Origin of the sequence: Pseudarthrobacter raffinosi (assembly GCF_023913735.1) — a bacterium.
GTDB classification, from domain to species: Bacteria; Actinomycetota; Actinomycetes; order Actinomycetales; family Micrococcaceae; genus Arthrobacter; species Arthrobacter raffinosi.
In genome coordinates this window covers 1-16,755 of sequence record NZ_JAMXBH010000026.1, presented here as the reverse complement: position 1 = coordinate 16,755, position 16,755 = coordinate 1, and the positions used below count along the sequence as shown (strand labels likewise).

Genomic DNA, 16,755 nt, shown 5'->3' with positions numbered 1-16,755 from the left:
TGGCGGCCTCCGGTCAAGCAAGGCGACGGGGAGTGGCGTATTCGCTCCTCCGAGCTAGGCCAAGCCTCTGGAAGGCGTCCTTGATCGCCTCACTGTCGTCGTGAATTTCCTCGTGCTTGGCGTGCCTGAGCTTTGGGCTGACGTAGGGGTCGAAGGGCCGTTCGAAGATTGCCCATAGCCGCAGGTCGTCTCCATGGCGGGATGCGAAGGTGACACACGTTCCGACCTTCGTGCACTGACCACGAAGTGTCCGTTCTCAATGTAGTTGTCAGTGGCGACGTGGGAACTGACAGATTGGATGAGAAAAATCTGGCGGATTCTTTCTCATTCATGTTGTCAGTTCCGTAACTTAGGACGAGCTCGCGGGGCGGCTGAAAGGCCATAAGCCTTCCATTCGGTGCCGTGACGGGACGCTGACAACTTAAATGTGAATTATCCAGAATCCGTACACTGACGCGTTCAATGCGAAAACTGACATCTGAAATGAGAACGGACACAGCCCCTTCTGAGGTCGCTCCCCCACTCATTTTAAAACGCCGATAACGGACGTTACGTAAAGTAAGCAGGCTGATAGTTGCAGACGACGCCTATTTCAGTTTAGCTTGCGCCCTCCCTGATCGTCATCTTCAGGCAGTAGTGCCGGAGCTGGCATAGCCTGCTCCGGATCGATTCATGGGTCGTATGGGCCCCGTCTGGCAGGCGCGTCAGTAGGCGTGGCGTTGCCGGCAGGTTCGTCCTTTCGGCCTTCTTGACCGGATCTTGACTTGCAATTGATAAACGTTTGCAATAGTGAGGCTAGGTGATCGGACGCCTAATATCCGCCCAAACCTCCACGATAGGAAATCCTTGCCAGTCAGAATCACTCACATACGCCTTGCGGGTACTTCCGCCAGCCACGAGAACATTACCGATCTCAAATGGATCGATGAAAGCGACTCCAAGTCGGGCACCAGCAGCAAGGCCTCTCTAGTGGAGTGGATCGACGTTCAGGGTGGCCATGCGTATGTTGGTCCGCGCAATAGCAAGGTCACAGTGGGGGTAGTCAAGCCGGTTGGACTCCGTCCCTACATCCGGACATATGCCGACCAAACGTGGAACAACAACCTCCTCGCCCTTCCCCGCTTCTAAGCGGATTTCCGAGCGCAGTTCAGTTCCCTACGCAGATTGTCGGCCCTTGGAAGTACCTTTCACATAGCGATGCTTCGCCCCCAACACGGGAGACAACATGAGCGATTACACAGCAAGTATGTTCGGTAACACCGTGATGACGGATTTCTCGGTACGCCGCTCCAGCGGTGGGGTGGTAAAGGAGTCGCTCCGGGCTTCCGCGGCTCTTGAAACCAAAGCTCTCGGCCATCCCACTTTTGAAAACCTTCGCGTAGGTGAACGCCTCACCGCGCCCATGGTTGTGGCGTTCATCGATCTGACTGACTTCACTGGACGCAGTTTTTGGGACGATGAGACGGAAGTCGCAGACCTCGCCCATGCCATACTCACCGGATTCATTGAGACTGTCAGCGCCTTCGGAGGCTTTCCGTTAGGACTCCGTGGCGACGGCCTCTTCGCTGGATTTGGTCCAGGATTCGCTCCGATAGACAGCTCCATGGCGTTGAGCGCCTGCGCTTTTGCTCTCGATGCCGTCCAGAGAGAGGTGAATCCCCGACTCGCTTCTCTGGGGATCACTCCCGTGCAGGCCCGTGCAGGCCTGGACTACGGGAGGATTACGTTCGTCCGGAGCGGGAACAATGAGCAAAGTGAAGTCAACCCCCTTGGTTTCGCCGCTAACTTCGCGGCAAAGTGCGAGAAGCAGGCAAATTCTTGGGAGATCGTGATTGGGCAAGGCATAGCTGAGCAGGTTCCCGACGCCACGACGTTCAGCAGGCATGAAAAATCTCCGAAGACCTACCAGCGGGATGGATTGGTTAAGAAGTACAACTTCTACCAATATCACTGGCGCAGAACCCTAAAATTCATCCCCGGCACCGTCCAACAGATTAATGGAAAATCCACTGCCAGCATCAGCATCGACTAAACGAGGATTACTGTCATGACCATCGCTGCCCTGCTCCGACACCACGGCATCAATGTGCCCAGATGGGTAACCGTGGACGGACAAATCATCTTCGACGACGTCACTACTTCTTCCTCGAGGTCCATTCACCCGACATACGGCGCCGTGACTCCCGTCAGCAGCCACACCTTCCACGGAGGTGAGGACGAACCGACTGATAACGCCAGCGATTCCCCTTGGTGGGAAAATGAGGATCAACTCACTCGTCATCGATCGGCGATGGACAGCGCATTTCCTACCTGGTCGTATGTTCCGGCGTCCGACGATCGGGGTCCCTCCTGGGTGGGTCCCTTGGATACAGGGCGCGGCAAGTTTTGGGTCGCCATCTGGACCCGCCATGATCAGGGTCTCCCCCGGGTGGCTGTCCTAGGCCCGAGACTTGGCGTCAACGCAGGCAGGCGCTGGATCCCAGCTCCGCACCTGTACTTGAACGGCAGCCTATGCGTTGCGTCGACCGGCGACTGGCAGCCGGCTGAACATACGGTCGCTACAGTCGTGTCGTGGGCTGCCCATTGGCTTGCTGCCTACACGGAATGGCGGATGACCCGAAGCTGGCCCGTCGAAGGGATGCAGAGCCTTGCGGCTTAGAAGGGAGCCGAACCCCACTCCTACACGACCGGAGAAGGGTGCCGAACATAAACCGGCTGACGGGAAACCTGCTGACGGTGGCTTCCAGGCCATGGACCAACTCGCGAATTGGGTCCGCTTTGCTGACACAAAGGCAACCATCCTGACAGCCGGACTAGGCGTCGTCCTAACAATGCTGATCAACAATTCTCGGGTAATCGCCCAGGCCATGGGGGAAAGTTACATCGCGGCCTCCGTCGTGAGTTGCCTTGCCACAGGAACTGTCCTCGCAGTTATGTGGACACTGTTCTGGCTTGTCCGAGCCATCGGACCGCAGAACAGGGTGTATTACGCACGCCTTAATCGCTTCGCTTGGCCTTCCCTCGTACAGGCAACCACAGAGCAGTTAATGGAACATACCAGCCAGATAGAAGTTCGAATGGACGCATGGCAACAAGTCCTCGATCTGTCACGCCTCGCTGATCGGAAGTTCAGTGCTTGCGGTAAGGCTGTAAATGGGTTTGCCGCGCTAGTACTCCTTGGCATGGGATGCGTCGGCGTATCCATTCTCTTCACCACCGCCTAATAGGTGAGCTTTCTCTGGGAGTCCTTTATTGAGGCAGGCCGCCCGGTCCGGCACTCCGCCGTAGCTTGACGGAAGGTCCATTATCGGCTCGGCGAAAACGGCTGTGTGTGATCGACTATCTGTAGGCCGTTTCAGCCAGGAATTTGAGCCAAGTTGGTGGCTCGTTTCAGGCCAAAAGAGCGGTAAGAATCAGGCCAGTTTTTTCTTCCCGAAATCATGGTTTCGGGGGTTTGCCTGGAGATAGAGATCACCCGGTGGCCGGTGCCCTTCCCAGAGTGTCAGGGACATGGGCCCGCCACCCCCAGATAGGTTCCTTACGGCGCTGCCATTGCGAAGCGTGTGCGCCGGAAGGGCTGGAAAGCAGATGACGGTACCCATGTCCGTACAAGAAAATATCAGAAGGCTGGACTCCCAGGGAGTCCCGGGCCGGGAGATCGCCCGGAGGCTGGGCGTCAGCCGGTCCTCGGTGACGAAGTACGCCGATCAGGAGAACTACTCCCCTGAACCGCCGGTGCCGCTGGCCCGGCGCGGAGCTTCGGTGCTCACCGGGTTCGAGCACATTATCGAAGCGTGGCTGGGCGAGGACCAGCGCCGGAACCGCAAGCAGCGGCATACGGCCAAACGCGTCTTTGACCGGCTCGTGGATGAGCATGGTTTCACCGGCACGTATTCCCCGGTGCAGCGGTTCGTGAAGAAATGGACGGCCCGTAACAGGATCGCTGGTGAGGGTTTCACCGAGTTGGTGTGGCCGGCCGGGACCGCGCAGGTCGACTTCGGGCAGGCTGAGGCCATCATCGCCGGGATCCGGCAGATCCTGCACATCCTGGTGGTGACCTTCCCGTTCTCGAACATGCGCTTCGTGCAGGCATACCGCGGCGAAACCGCCGAATGCGTCTGCCACGGACTGCGGAGGGTGTTCGAGCACATCGGGGCCGCACCGAGGCACCTGGTCTTTGATAACGCCACCGGCATCGGACGCCGGGTCGGCACCAAGGTCGTGGAGACGAAACTGTTCGGCGCGTTCAAACTGCACTACCGCTCCGAATCCCGCTACTGCAACCCCTACTCCGGGCATGAAAAAGGGAACGTGGAAAACGCGGTCGGGTTCCTGCGCCGTAACCTCATGGTTCCCGAACCTGTGGCCTCCAGCCTGCAGGCCTTGAACGAGGTGCTCATGGCCCGGTGCGACGCGTTGGCCACCACCACGCATTACCGCAAGGGCCTGCCCTTGGGCGAACTGTTCACCCACGACGTTGCCTCATCCCTGGCGTTGCCCGGGGTCGGGTTCGACCCGGTGCGCTACGAATCGCGCAAGGCCGACAAAACCGGGAACCTGCTCATTGACGGGAACACCTACGCCGCCGGGTCCTCCTTCCATGGGCGGATGCTCACCGTCGGTTTGCGCCACGACGTGGTGCAGATCCTGGATGAGCACTCCGAGCCGATCCGGTCCTTTGACCGGGTGTTCGGCCGGCAGGCCGAGACGATCTTCGACCCCGAGTCTCTGGTTCCGCTGCTGGTGACCAAGCCCGGCGCCTGGAGCCATTCCCCGTTGCGGGCCCTGGTCACCGACCTGGTCCGCGACTGGCTCGATGCCGCGGCGCCCACGGACCGTCGCCGCCTGCTCAACGCGGTGGATGCCGCGACCGGGTCCGCCGGCTTCGACGCCGCGATGGCCGCCGCCGACACGCTGATCCGGCGTGGGGACACTCCGGACATGGCAGCTCTGGGGATGCTCGCCCGCCGGCTGGCCCACGGCACCGAACCGGCCGCCGCCAACGTGGACTTAAGCGTCTATGACACCTTCACCACCCTGAACACGAGCACCGGAGAAGTCGCATGAACCCGATCACCGTCCAGGACATCCTCGAAGCAGGCAAACATGCCTCACTGACCGGCAGCGTGTTGACCGAATGGGCCGAGAAAGGCACCCCGAAACAGCGCGAATACCTGCACGGGGTGCTGCTGGCCGAACACGAATCCCGGCAGGAATCACGCCGCCAGCGGTTGCTGAAATCCGCGAGGCTCCCTGCCCTGAAAACACTCACGGGATTCGACTACACCAGTGTCAGGTTCCCCGAGGACTACGGCCGCGAACCCCTCGAGTCCCTGGAGTTCATCACCCGGGCCCAGGACCTGGTTCTCTACGGGGATGTGGGGACCGGCAAAACCCACATGGCCAGCGCCCTGGTGGCAGCCGCCTGCCGGCAGGGCATCCCGGCCAGGTTCTTCACCACCTCGGCCCTGGTTATGATGCTGCGCAGGGCCAAGGACGAAGACAGGCTGGACAAGGAGCTCGCTGGCTTGGCCAAAAACAAGGTCCTGGCCATCGACGAACTGGGCTACCTCCCGATCGACACCGAAGGGGCCAGACTGCTGTTCCAGGTCATCGCCGACAGCTACGAAAAACGCAGCCTGATCATCACCACCAACCTCGAATTCTCCCGCTGGGGAACGGTGTTCGGGGACGACAATATGGCTGCCGCCGTCATCGATCGGCTGGTGCACCACGGGCGCCTGCTGCAATTCCGTGGTGAGTCCTACCGGGTCAAAAATGCCCTGATGAAATAACCAAACAGCTGAAATGGCCCGGAAACGTGCCGAGGTGGCCTGATTCTTAGCGCTGAAATGGCCTACTTAAAGTTGACGAAACACAAACGGCGGGGGAGCGGTCCGACGGGTCGTTGGCAGCCAGCCAATCAAGCCCCATTTTGTAGGGGTTTCGGGTGCCCTTCGTGTCCCGGCAATAGCGGCATCTGGCGTCCACCTGCAGCGCAGAAAGGTCTGGTCGGCTAGCAGTTTGGCGGGCCTACCAACGACCACAGAGATGCTTTCTATCTCAGGATCCGTTGTCCTAGGGAACGGGATCCTTCCGATGAGAGCGTCTCTGGCTAATGCTGCGGGAGGGCGGCGTTCTACTTCGGCCAGTCCAATAATAGTGGCTTCGATGTCGTCCAGGGATCGTCGAATCCAACTGAAGGCGGTCACATTGTCGGGGTCTCGGGACGAATCAGCAGATGACGCCTCGAGGAGCATGACCTGATGATTGATTTCGACTGACAGTTCCTGGATTAACGAAGAAGCTACCTGAAAAATGTCCTGCGTCTTGATTGATGGCCTCTGTGGCTCATGCCTTGCCTCGCGGGTTTCCATGCTCTCCAAATCATCCAGTCGACATAGTAGCGCCGAAGCCCCATCGCATTTAGTGAAGACCCTGCGATTATGGAACTAGTGTTCGCCCGCCAATAAAAAAGCCTTGGAGCACCTGAATTCGGTCCCCACCGCCGACGTTTTCATCAGATCCTTAGTAAACGGATGCCCGTTCTCCTCACAGCAAATCGACTTCCCGGGTGAGGCCGTACGCGACATCGGTGCTGAGCGCAATGCTGAATGTTGTGTACTTGATCCTGGTTACGAGAATGCCACAATCCGTAGCCATCTCGCGAAGTAGTGAAGTGGCCTCCTCTAGTTGTCGGTCTCTGGAAACAGGATCCCCGACTCTAACCGTGATATTGGAGCTGGCTGGCAGCATGGTTTTTCCTAGTCCTCTCGGTAAGAGCTGGCACTCTTCACGCCATTTTGGGCAGTCGCTGCAACAGTAACTCTGCTTGGAGTTCCGTGGCAGCCTCCATGAGCAGCTGGCATGCTACTCCAGTAGCTCGTGCTTGTAATGCAGTAGGAACTCGTGTCTATAGTGCAGTCCAACCCAAGGTGAACCAGTGATTTCGTCGATAGTGCGAGCCGGGCGGGAAAGTCCTTGTTCGTCGTCTGCTCGCTGTGCCTGTTTACGGACAGAGGGGCGTGACGAATCCGGTGACGGATTATGAGGAGTCACTCTGCGTTTAAACATGGCCTTCAATCAGACGGGGCGAGTTCCAGAAGAGGTTGGTCAGCGGAAATTTAGCTGTTGTGGGCTGGCGGGCGCGGGGAATTCTGCTAGAACTCGGAGGATGTCTTCGACGCGTTGTTTGGCGTCGCCGAATAGCATTTGCGAGTTATCGCGGAAGAATAGAGGGTTTTGTACACCTGCGTACCCGGTGGCCATGGAGCGTTTGAACACTACGACGTTCTCGGCTTCCCAGACCCTCAGCACGGGCATGCCTGCAATAGGGCTGCCCGGGTCTTCGGCCGCTGAGGGGTTCACCGTGTCGTTCGCGCCGATCACGAGGACTACGGAGGTGTCGCCCAGGTCTTCGTTGATTTCGTCCATTTCCAGGACGATGTCGTAGGGGACTTTTGCTTCGGCGAGGAGCACGTTCATGTGCCCGGGCAGGCGTCCGGCGACCGGGTGGATACCGAACCGGACGTTCACGCCGCGTTCGCGGAGCTGGTGGGCGAGTTCGGCGACGGGGTACTGGGCCTGGGCCACTGCCATGCCGTAGCCGGGGGTGATGACGACGCTGGAGGCGTTGGTCAGCATCTCGGCGGTGGCCTGGGCCGTGATTTCGCGGTGCTCGCCGTCCTCTGCGTCGGCTGCGGCGGGCGCGGCGATGCCGAAGCCGCCGGCGATCACGGAGATGAAGGACCGGTTCATGGCCTTGCACATGATGTAGGACAGGTAGGCGCCGGAGGAGCCGACCAGGGCACCGGTGATGATGAGCAGGTCGTTGTTCAGCAGGAAGCCCGCGGCGGCTGCGGCCCAGCCGGAGTAGCTGTTGAGCATGGACACGACCACGGGCATGTCGCCGCCGCCGATGGAGGCCACCAGGTGCCAGCCCAGCCCGAGGGCGAGGAGGGTGACCACGATGAGGAGCGAGAGCTGGGAGTCGTTGACGTACCAGACGGTCAGGGCGATGAACGCGGCGAGGGCGCCGAGGTTGATCGCGTTCTTGCCCGGAAGCATCAGCGGTGAGGACTTCATCCTCGCCGAGAGTTTCAGGAACGCTACGATCGAGCCCGTGAACGTGACGGCGCCGATGAACACCCCGATGAACACCTCAGCATGATGAATCGCCCTCAGGTCTGCGGACAGGTCCGGGGCTTCAAGGTGGCCGTTCCAGCCCACCAGCACCGCGGCGAGGCCCACGAAGCTGTGCAGCAGCGCGATCAGTTCAGGCATGCCGGTCATTTCCACGACCCGGGCGCGCCAGAGCCCGATGGCGCCGCCGACCAGCACCGCGGCCAGGAGCAGGACCAGGCCGGTCAGACCATGGCCGGTGCCCCAGGCGTCCTGCAGGGTCAGCCAGATCGTCGCTGCGAGGGCGATGACCATTCCGGTGATGCCGTAGATCACCCCTGCCCGGGCTTTCTCATGCTTGCTCAGCCCGGCGAGGCTGAGGATGAACAGCAGGGCCGCGACGATGTAGGCCGCCCCGGCGATGGAGTCGGCGGTCAACGGACCGGAGACGGTGTCAGACACGGTAAGGCTCCTCGAGACGATTCGGGCTGCTGCTTCGGTTACGGCGCTCATCTACGGGCCCCGTCTCCACGGGAGAACATCGCGAGCATCCGCCTGGTCACAGCGAAACCACCGAAGATGTTAATGCTGGCCAGGAGCACCGCGACGGCGGCGAGAACCTGCATCACCGGGTTCTCGGAGGTGACCTGCAGCAGCGCCCCGACCACGATGATCCCCGAGATCGCGTTCGTGACGGACATCAGCGGCGTATGCAGGGCATGGTGGACCTTCCCGATCACGTAGAAGCCGACCACGATCGAGAGCATCAGCACCGTGAAATGCTGGGGCAACGGCGCCGGGGCAACAGCGTTCACCAGGAACAACGCAGCAATGCCCGCGGCGAACAGCCCGGCCTTACCCGCGGCGCTGAGGCCTTGCTTCTTCTTAGGGGCAGTGCTTTCAGCGGCCGGGGCTGCGTCCATCTTGGCCGCGGGTGCAGCGGAGACCTGGACCGGGGGTGGCGGCCACGTCTTCTCGCCATCGCGCACCACCGTCACCGAACGCTGCACCACGTCATCAAAGTCGATCCGAAGCACCCCGTCTTTGTCCTTGGTCAGGAGTTTGAGCAGGTTCAGCATGTTCGTCCCGTACAGCTGGGACGCCTGGGCCGGCAGCCGGGCCGGAAGATCCGTGTAGCCCAGGATCACCACCCCGTTGTCCGTCATGATCCGTTCCCCAGCGACGGAGCCGTCCACATTCCCGCCCTGCCCGGCGGCCATGTCCACAATCACGCTGCCCGGCTTCATCCCCGCCACGTCCTCGGCCGTGAGCAGCTTCGGCGCCGGACGCCCAGGAATCAGGGCCGTGGTGATGATGATGTCCACATCCCGAGCCTGCTCCGAATAGATTTCAGCGGCCCGGGCGTTGTACGCCTCAGACGTGGCTTTCGCGTACCCATCGGAGGAGTTCATCTCCTCCTCAACCTCAACCTTGAGGTAGGTCCCGCCGATGGACTTCACCTGGTCGGCGACCTCCGGCCGCGGGTCGGTAGCCCGGACGATAGCACCGAGGCTGCTCGCCGCACCGATCGCCGCCAACCCGGCGACCCCTGCCCCAGCAACCAGAACCTTCGCCGGCGCAACCTTGCCCGCCGCCGTGACCTGGCCCGTGAAAAATCTGCCGAATTCATGCGCAGCTTCAATCACCGCCCGGTACCCGGCAATGTTCGCCATCGAACTAAGCACGTCCATCGACTGCGCCCGCGAAATTCTCGGCACAGCATCCAATGCCAGCGCTGTGATAGGACGGGCCGCCAAAGCCTCCACCAGCTCCGGGCGCAGGCCTGGGCTAAGCGACCCGATCAGCGTTGCCCCTACAGCTAGGCGGCCTATCTCGTCCTCAGTGGGCGGATTTACCCGCAACACCACGTCACTGCCCCAAGCCTCATCAGCACCCACAATCGCAGCACCCGCTTCGGCATACGCCTCATCCCGGAACGACGCGGACTCCCCCGCACCCTTCTCGACCACAACCTCGTAGCCCAACCCCAGCAGTTGTTTTACGGTTACAGGCGTGGCCGCCACGCGGCTCTCCTGGCCTAACTCCGCCACGATCCCTATAGATGTCACTTTGCTCTCTCTCATGCCTAACGTGTCTGGTGGTCAAATGCCGGTGCTGAACACTTCCTCCTAAGAGCCCCTAGCCTTCTCGATGGTGCTCGGTCGAGTCGTGTGTTGCCCTCTTAGGAGACACGCCCTTTGTGGCGACCAGCCGTTAACAACTGCTTGGGGCCGGCTTCCCGGCGAATCGGTCGGCGAGCCAAGCAACGGCTCCGGGGAACCCCGTGACTTGAGCTGTGACGTGTTCACCTGGGTACTTTATGTACTGCACCTTCACGCCCTCTTCACAGTAATGCTGCACGAGCTTGTCCGCGTTAGCTGGAACCACGAGCTCGTCGTGACTGGCCATATAGAAGTGGACAGGCGCGTTCGGCCTACCGTATTGCCCGCCCTCAATCTCGTTCATCACAGACTGAACCTTCGCCAGGTTTAGAGGGTCGATACCGTCTACGGTATAGCTCTCTATACTTTGTGTCGCATAGGTAGCGATGAACTCTTCGATGCACATGCTGCCGATATCCTCTTTCATTTTCTTCCCCTCGGCACTTAGCAGTGAGTCGATGCGCATCTCCGGGTACGCGCGGTCCAGGCCGAGGAGACCTGCGAAATAGACACCCGCGAACGCGCCGCCGTTGGCCCCTCGAAAGACATCTTTAACGTTAACGGCGAGACCACCTGGCGCCGCGCCAACGATGTTCAGCTCTGGCGCATAGGCACCAGCTAGTTCGTTTGCATATGCGGTACCTCGGGCGCCGCCCGAGTATCCGGTCAGTCCGACCGGGGTTGCGGTGCCACTCAACCCTGCCGGGGCGAAGGCTATTGCCGCGCGGATCCCATCCAACGTACCTTTGGCCTCCACATAACCGGCGGCCCACTGGTGGTCGGGTCCAAGGAAGTCAGGCACAACAACGGTCCAACCTTGAGCGAGCAGAGTTTCGATGTTCCTCAACTCGTCCTCGGAGCCATTCCGCAACCTATAGGACGGGTCGCAGCTGTAGGAAAGACTATTTATTGGGGTCTGGTAGGACACCAATTTTGGGGCCCCAGTCGTATTCAGCGGCTTAAGGATGGTAGCGACGTTGGCCTGGGCTTTCCCAACAGTGTCCGTACTGACGTACTGCACCTGGTGGGCCTCGAACGGCACCGGGACGCCGAGCTGAGTCACTGTCACCTGCCGACTATTGAGAATCTCGCCCGCTGCCTTGCCGCCGAAGGACTTCGGCTGAGCATAGAAGGCGTCCGAAAGCGGGTGAGGGACCGTGTTCACCGCCGGGTCCAGAACAATATCTGCGTGCGCGACTCCGCCTGCGGATAGGACAGTTAAGAGGGAGGCGAGCAGAGCAGCGGTGACCGTCCTGCTGCGCTTTTGGAAATTTCTCATTACATTTCTCCTCGATGGTTTGACCTGATCACGTCCCTCTGGAGACGCGCGCAAAGCGCGTACGGGGCTATGTTGGCGCCTGAAACATGCCATTATCGGGCCGCATGTCTCTGAAGTGATAACTTATTGAGCGCAGTCCCAACCTTACGACCGTTCACTTGAGCTGTCTATGGCCGCCGAGACTAAAACAGCGAAATAGGACGGCCGCCTAGTTTGGGAAGCCCTCGCGACACGGGTCCGTCCTTAGGTGCTGCGCAGGGTTACCTGCACGGACCTGACCATCACCCGGAGAACTTGTCACGACAGGTGGTTCAGGTCCTTGTCCCGCCCCCGTGCACCGCTGCTTGGTTGTGACGGTTTGTCGGCGTTGCATCAGCGAGCCTGAACAGGACAGCGGCGATGAGGAATGCGGCGCGGTATTCAAGGAGATTGTCCGTGCTGTCGCTTCATCGGTTGTTGGGTGGAGTATGCGACGGCCGTAAATGGGCATCGACAAGCAGGGGGCTGGCCTGCTACATTCTCCCTAACGCTCAGTCACTTCGCACGATTACTTATAAAAGGCGGCAACGATGCCATCACTATCGGACATACTGCGAGCTACCGCAGCTCGCAACCCATCTCGGCCTGCCCTGATTTTCGAAGGGCGTGTCCAGACCTACCATCAGCTCGCGGCCCGGGTCGAGCGGATGGCTGCTGTCATTGCCGAAAAGGGAGTCACTAAGGGCGATCGAGTTCTGCTGGTGTCGGGAAACTCGGACTCCTTTGTCGTGGCCGCCTACGCGATTCTCCGAACGGGTGCGATTCTTGTGCCGGCGAATCCACGTAGCGCGCCGCCGGAAATGACCTACTTGATCGAAGATTCAGGTGCGTCATTGGTGATTGCGGCACCGGCGCTTGCTGACCTGGCTGAGGCTGGAGCTGCGAGCACCTCGACGATCGTGATGACACTTGGGCCCGCGGCAGGCCTGGAAGATCTGACGGCGGCCGCCGAGACCAGCACGCTCGCTCCGCTTGCGGACTGGCCAGCCGAATCAGACGATGCGATGCTCATCTACACCTCTGGCACTACCGGCCGTCCCAAAGGTGCACTCTTCGACCATCATCGTTCAATCTGGGTCGGCATCAACATGTCGGCAGTGTGGGGAATGCGCGAGGAGGAAAACATGCTCCATGTAGCGCCGCTCTATCATGCTGCGGAGCTGTGCTTGATGCTGTTCCCCGGAACGATGACGGCCTCCACCCACACCATCCTTCCTGCTTTCGATCCGGCCGTTGTTGCCCAGGCGATGTCCGACCAGAAGATTAGTGTTTTTTTTGGTGTGCCTACCATGTACCAGGCACTACTTCGCGTGGAGAACCTGGCCAGTTTGGACCTCACGCAATGGCGCGTCGGCATGTTCGGCGCGGCTCCAATGCCAGCCTCGGTAGTTGGCCAACTGATTGAGAGCCTCCCGTCCGTTAACTTGTATCAGTTGTGTGGTCAGACCGAAGGGGGCCCAGGTGGCATCTACTCCGGACCTGCTGACGTACGCGCGAGGCCTGACGCGAGTGGTCGGTTCGCGTTGCCCAACACGGAGTTTCGGGTAATCGATGCATATGGCGACGACGTTCCCGCGGGCGAAGTCGGGGAAATCGTCCTGCGCGGAGAGACGATCATGAAGCGATACTGGAACAAGCCGGACGCGACGGAGGCCGTGCTTCACGACGGCTGGCTCCACACGGGGGACATCGCCAGGATCGACGAGCAGGGATACATCACTCTGGTTGACCGGCTCAAGGACATGATAATTTCGGGCGGCCGAAACATCTATTCGGTCGAGGTCGAGAACGCACTTATGGCCCACCCTGACATTATGGATGCAGCTGTTTTGGGGGTCCCCCATCCTGAGTTCGGCGAGAGTGTCCTCGCGGTCATCGTACCCAGGGAAGGAACGAACCCCACTCTTGAGGAGCTGCGCGTGTGGAGCATGACGCAGATCGCCGACTACAAGGCCCCGAGGCAGCTCATCGTTCATAACATCCCGCGGAATCCGTCCGGAAAGATCCTGAAGCACGTGCTACGGGCGGAACTCGAGTCGGTGGGTATCGGGCGATGAACCAGTGGCCGTCGGCATTAGGTCCGGGTGTTTAGACCTAGGCGGTGGGCTGCTGAGATGGAGCCTGCAGGCGGTGTAACGGGTGTCCTCAACGGTGCCGCCACCATGCGTGGCGGGTAGAACTTTGTCCTGATAGTAGTCGTGGCTGGCCGGTAGACCTCGAAGCCCCAGTCGTCGGGTAGCCGGCGTAGCTGGCGGCACAACGGCAAGATCTTCCCTCCGGACAGCACGGCCTCGACATAACGAACCGGCCCAGACGCGAACCTCCAATCCACTCGATCGTTCTTACGGCAGCTCAAAACGTCCGGGACCGAGCGCTTTCCCTTCAACTGACCCCGAATATTGCACTACCCAGCTCAAATCAACTTTTTCAAAGGAGAAAAATTCATGAGCTCTATCGATAGGCCCAGCGCAGATCGCGCAGTCGTAAATAAAGTCCTGTGGCGCATCATGCCCTTCATCGGACTGCTGTACTTCATTTCCTTCGTCGACCGGATCGCCATCAGTTTCGCCGCCCCCCACGGCATGATGAAAGATCTCGAGATGTCGGCCACCCTCTTCGGACTGGCCTCTGGCATCTTCTTTGCCGGCTACATTCTGTTTGAGGTGCCGAGCAACGTCGCGATGCAAAAGTTCGGCGCACGTATCTGGCTCACCCGGATCATAGTCACCTGGGGCATCATTCAGGCACTCATGGCCTTCGTTCCGTCCTCCGGATGGTTGATCGGTGCCCGCTTCCTGCTTGGTGTTGCCGAGGCCGGCTTCGCCCCGGGCGTGCTGGTCTACCTCATGTACTGGATCCCCAAGAGCCGCCGGGTTTGGGCATTTTCACTCTTCCTCCTCGTGCCCTTTGCCACCAACGCGGTGGCCGGCCCGGTCATGTCCTGGCTCGTGAGTGGATCAACCCAACTCATTCCCGGGCTGGCCGGATGGCGGACCATGATTCTGATCACCGGCATCGCGGCGATTGCCGCCGGCATCGCCGCGTGGTTCATCCTGCTCGACTCACCGGCCAAGGCCACTTGGCTCAGCACCCAAGAGCGCACGGCTTTGCTGGCTGCCATCGCCCGGGAAGAAGACGTCCCCACGGACACCAGCCACAGCGTCGGGGCAGCACTGAAAAACCCCAAGGTCCTCCTGCTCTCCCTGGCCATGTTCGCACTCCCCTTCAGCGCCTACAGCCTGACATTCTTCCTGCCCTCGATTGTGGCTGGCTTCAAGGCCCAATACGGCATCGTGTTCTCCGCAGCCGCCCAGTCAGGGCTGACCGCGATCCCTTGGATCTGCGCGATCGTCGGCGCACTGGTCCTCTCCCGGGTAGCAGACCGGACCGGCCGGCCCGGCAAGGTCACGCTGATTGGCGCATCCATCGGTGCCCTTGGTGCCATCGGCGCTGCCTTCGTGGACAACCCTTATGCCCTGATTGCTATGTTGTCGGTCACGGCCTTTGGGCTCTCCTCGATCGCCCCGACCATCTTCGCTATCGTTCCAAAGGTCGTCGCCGGTGTGGCAGCCGCCGCCGCAACGGCGTTGATCAACAGCCTCGGCGGCATCGGCGGGTTCGTCGGTCCGTATCTGACAGGCTTTGTCACGGACCTCACTGGCAATCAAGATGTGGTCTACTTCCTGATGGCTGGACTGCTTCTCATGGCAGGAGTCATCGCCCTGCGAATGGATGACAACTACCGGCGCACCGCTTCGGCTTCACGCGCTGAGGAGCAGGCTGATCCCCAAAAGGTGTAGCCCACCATGAAAGTGACGCTCTGAAACAGTCAACGTCACCTACCACCTGAGCCCCTGATCACGTCAGGGGCTCAGGTTGGCCTTCCTGAATGTCATCTCGACGATTATGCCTCTTCTCTGACTATGGTTGAGTGAAGAATGCTCAGGCTAAAGGGAGGGTCGAGGAAGGCAATCCGCTGTGGCTGGTTCTGAAGCACGACCGTCTTCCTAAAATCAGCCCCGGGGGTTGCAGCCGGCCTGTTCCTCGAGGTGGTTGGCTACAATATCCCGACCACGTGTCGAGGCGCCCCCCACTTATTGTCAAGAATGCTGGTGGCGAGTGGAGGATGAGAGGTATCCCGGACGCAGAAAATCAGCTCCGGTCACCCGCCCTGCGTGGCCACTACTCGGTAGACCAGGACACTGCGGCCTTTCTGCATAGGACAGTATCGTTTGGGGAGACCGGGTGAACCCTGCGAGGAGGTTCGTGAAGAATGACTCGGGTGACCAGTACGCTGCCTGACACATTAATCCCCAACCAGCGCGTTAGTCCCCAGCCAGCGCAACGAAAGCGGGCAGCGGGGCAAAGCTGGTGCTTAGCCTTGATCCACCGATGTTGCTCGGGGCGCCGACGGCGGTTTAAACCGAGAATGCCCTTTTCAAGGAAAATGGAGCTTGTCTAGAACCCATTGACCACCGAAAAGAGAGGCATCTCGTAAANCCTGCATGGGCTCGCCGATGAGTGGCTGTCGGTCCCGACGGACAAGGGCGCGAACGCCGGGCTGAAGGTCGCGTCCCTGGTCGCCGGGATGGTCGCCGGCGCCGATTCGATCGAGGACATGGCCTTGCTGCGCCACGGCGGGATGAAGCGGCTCTTCAGCGCCTGTTACGCGCCCTCGACGCTGGGTTCGTTTCTGCGGTCCTTCACTTTCGGGCACGTGCGGCAGCTGGACGCGGTCGCGTCCCGCTTCCTGGCCAATCTGGGGACCCGGGCCCCGCTGCTGGGAGCACCCGCCGCCAGTGACTTCGTGTTCGTGGATGTCGACGACACGATCATCGAGGTCCACGGCTATTCCAAGCAGGGCTCCGGCTACGGGTACTCCGGGGTCCGCGGCCTGAACGCGCTGCTGGCCATAGCCTCGACGAAGGACACCGCCCCGGTGATCACCGCCCAGCGGCTGCGCAAGGGTGCGGCAAACTCGGCCCGCGGCGCCAACCGTCTGATCACCGACGCCCTGTCCACCCTCAAGCGCGTCCACGTCGGCGGGCGGCTGCTCTGCCGTTTCGATTCGGCCTTCTACGGCCATGCCGCGGTTTCCGCGGCCCTGGCCGGCGGGGCGGAGGTCTCGGTGACCGCGCGCATGGACCCGGCCGT

The 16,755-nt window shown here is 60.6% G+C and carries 11 protein-coding genes and 1 pseudogene; 9 read left to right on the top strand and 3 right to left on the bottom strand.

Annotated elements, in window-relative coordinates; genetic code table 11:
• Positions 1-789 precede the first annotated feature (789 nt).
• The 6 genes from NG698_RS19300 to istB all read left to right on the top strand — a co-directional run bounded on the left by NG698_RS19300 (position 790) and on the right by istB (position 5,795).
• Positions 790-1,128, top strand: coding sequence for a DUF3892 domain-containing protein (locus NG698_RS19300; protein ID WP_252611739.1), 339 nt, complete (start codon positions 790-792; stop codon positions 1,126-1,128).
• 97 nt (positions 1,129-1,225) lie between these two features.
• On the top strand, positions 1,226-2,032 hold the full coding sequence (locus tag NG698_RS19295; protein ID WP_252611737.1) for an adenylate/guanylate cyclase domain-containing protein: 807 nt from the start codon (positions 1,226-1,228) through the stop codon (positions 2,030-2,032).
• 15 nt (positions 2,033-2,047) lie between these two features.
• On the top strand, positions 2,048-2,659 hold the full coding sequence (locus NG698_RS22110) for a type II CBASS E2 protein (RefSeq protein ID WP_509908529.1): 612 nt from the start codon (positions 2,048-2,050) through the stop codon (positions 2,657-2,659).
• A gap of 91 nt (positions 2,660-2,750) precedes the next feature.
• Positions 2,751-3,224, top strand: a complete 474-nt coding sequence (locus tag NG698_RS22105; protein ID WP_509908528.1) for a Pycsar system effector family protein — start codon at positions 2,751-2,753, stop codon at positions 3,222-3,224.
• Between the two features lie 376 nt (positions 3,225-3,600).
• Positions 3,601-5,067, top strand: a complete 1,467-nt coding sequence (gene istA / locus NG698_RS19290) for an IS21 family transposase (protein ID WP_252611735.1) — start codon at positions 3,601-3,603, stop codon at positions 5,065-5,067.
• The gene (istB, locus tag NG698_RS19285) at positions 5,064-5,795 is read left to right on the top strand and encodes an IS21-like element helper ATPase IstB (protein WP_252611733.1); all 732 of its coding nucleotides are present in this window, start codon (positions 5,064-5,066) and stop codon (positions 5,793-5,795) included. Before istA ends, istB begins: the two co-directional genes overlap by 4 nt.
• A 1,318-nt stretch (positions 5,796-7,113) precedes the next feature.
• Here istB and pntB read toward each other — a convergent pair.
• The 3 genes from pntB to NG698_RS19270 all read right to left on the bottom strand — a co-directional run bounded on the left by pntB (position 7,114) and on the right by NG698_RS19270 (position 11,562).
• Positions 7,114-8,634 carry a Re/Si-specific NAD(P)(+) transhydrogenase subunit beta gene (gene pntB, locus NG698_RS19280; RefSeq protein ID WP_252611731.1) on the bottom strand — a complete coding sequence of 507 codons (1,521 nt, stop codon included), beginning with the start codon at positions 8,632-8,634 and terminating at the stop codon, positions 7,114-7,116.
• Entirely contained in the window at positions 8,631-10,190 is a 1,560-nt protein-coding gene (locus tag NG698_RS19275; RefSeq protein ID WP_252611803.1) for a Re/Si-specific NAD(P)(+) transhydrogenase subunit alpha, read from the bottom strand. Before NG698_RS19275 ends, pntB begins: the two co-directional genes overlap by 4 nt.
• Positions 10,191-10,335: 145 nt before the next feature.
• Positions 10,336-11,562 carry a lipase family protein gene (locus NG698_RS19270; RefSeq protein WP_252611729.1) on the bottom strand — a complete coding sequence of 409 codons (1,227 nt, stop codon included), beginning with the start codon at positions 11,560-11,562 and terminating at the stop codon, positions 10,336-10,338.
• A 569-nt stretch (positions 11,563-12,131) separates the two neighbouring features.
• Between NG698_RS19270 and NG698_RS19265 the strand changes: the two genes are divergently transcribed.
• The 3 genes and pseudogenes from NG698_RS19265 to NG698_RS19255 all read left to right on the top strand — a co-directional run.
• Positions 12,132-13,658, top strand: a complete 1,527-nt coding sequence (locus tag NG698_RS19265) for a class I adenylate-forming enzyme family protein (RefSeq protein WP_252611727.1) — start codon at positions 12,132-12,134, stop codon at positions 13,656-13,658.
• 387 nt (positions 13,659-14,045) lie between these two features.
• Positions 14,046-15,401 carry an MFS transporter gene (locus NG698_RS19260; RefSeq protein WP_252611725.1) on the top strand — a complete coding sequence of 452 codons (1,356 nt, stop codon included), beginning with the start codon at positions 14,046-14,048 and terminating at the stop codon, positions 15,399-15,401.
• A 701-nt stretch (positions 15,402-16,102) separates the two neighbouring features.
• Positions 16,103-16,755: pseudogene (locus NG698_RS19255) on the top strand (transposase family protein); the annotation flags it as partial.

Excerpts from the sequence above, each read along its gene's own strand:
- NG698_RS22110 (WP_509908529.1), top strand. The coding sequence starts at position 2,048 with ATGACCATCGCTGCCCTGCTCCGACACCACGGCATCAATGTGCCCAGA.
- NG698_RS19295 (WP_252611737.1), top strand. The coding sequence starts at position 1,226 with ATGAGCGATTACACAGCAAGTATGTTCGGTAACACCGTGATGACGGAT.
- istA (WP_252611735.1), top strand. The coding sequence starts at position 3,601 with ATGTCCGTACAAGAAAATATCAGAAGGCTGGACTCCCAGGGAGTCCCG.
- pntB (WP_252611731.1), bottom strand. The coding sequence starts at position 8,634 with ATGAGCGCCGTAACCGAAGCAGCAGCCCGAATCGTCTCGAGGAGCCTT.
- NG698_RS19265 (WP_252611727.1), top strand. The coding sequence starts at position 12,132 with ATGCCATCACTATCGGACATACTGCGAGCTACCGCAGCTCGCAACCCA.
- istB (WP_252611733.1), top strand. The coding sequence starts at position 5,064 with ATGAACCCGATCACCGTCCAGGACATCCTCGAAGCAGGCAAACATGCC.
- NG698_RS22105 (WP_509908528.1), top strand. The coding sequence starts at position 2,751 with ATGGACCAACTCGCGAATTGGGTCCGCTTTGCTGACACAAAGGCAACC.
- NG698_RS19260 (WP_252611725.1), top strand. The coding sequence starts at position 14,046 with ATGAGCTCTATCGATAGGCCCAGCGCAGATCGCGCAGTCGTAAATAAA.
- NG698_RS19270 (WP_252611729.1), bottom strand. The coding sequence starts at position 11,562 with ATGAGAAATTTCCAAAAGCGCAGCAGGACGGTCACCGCTGCTCTGCTC.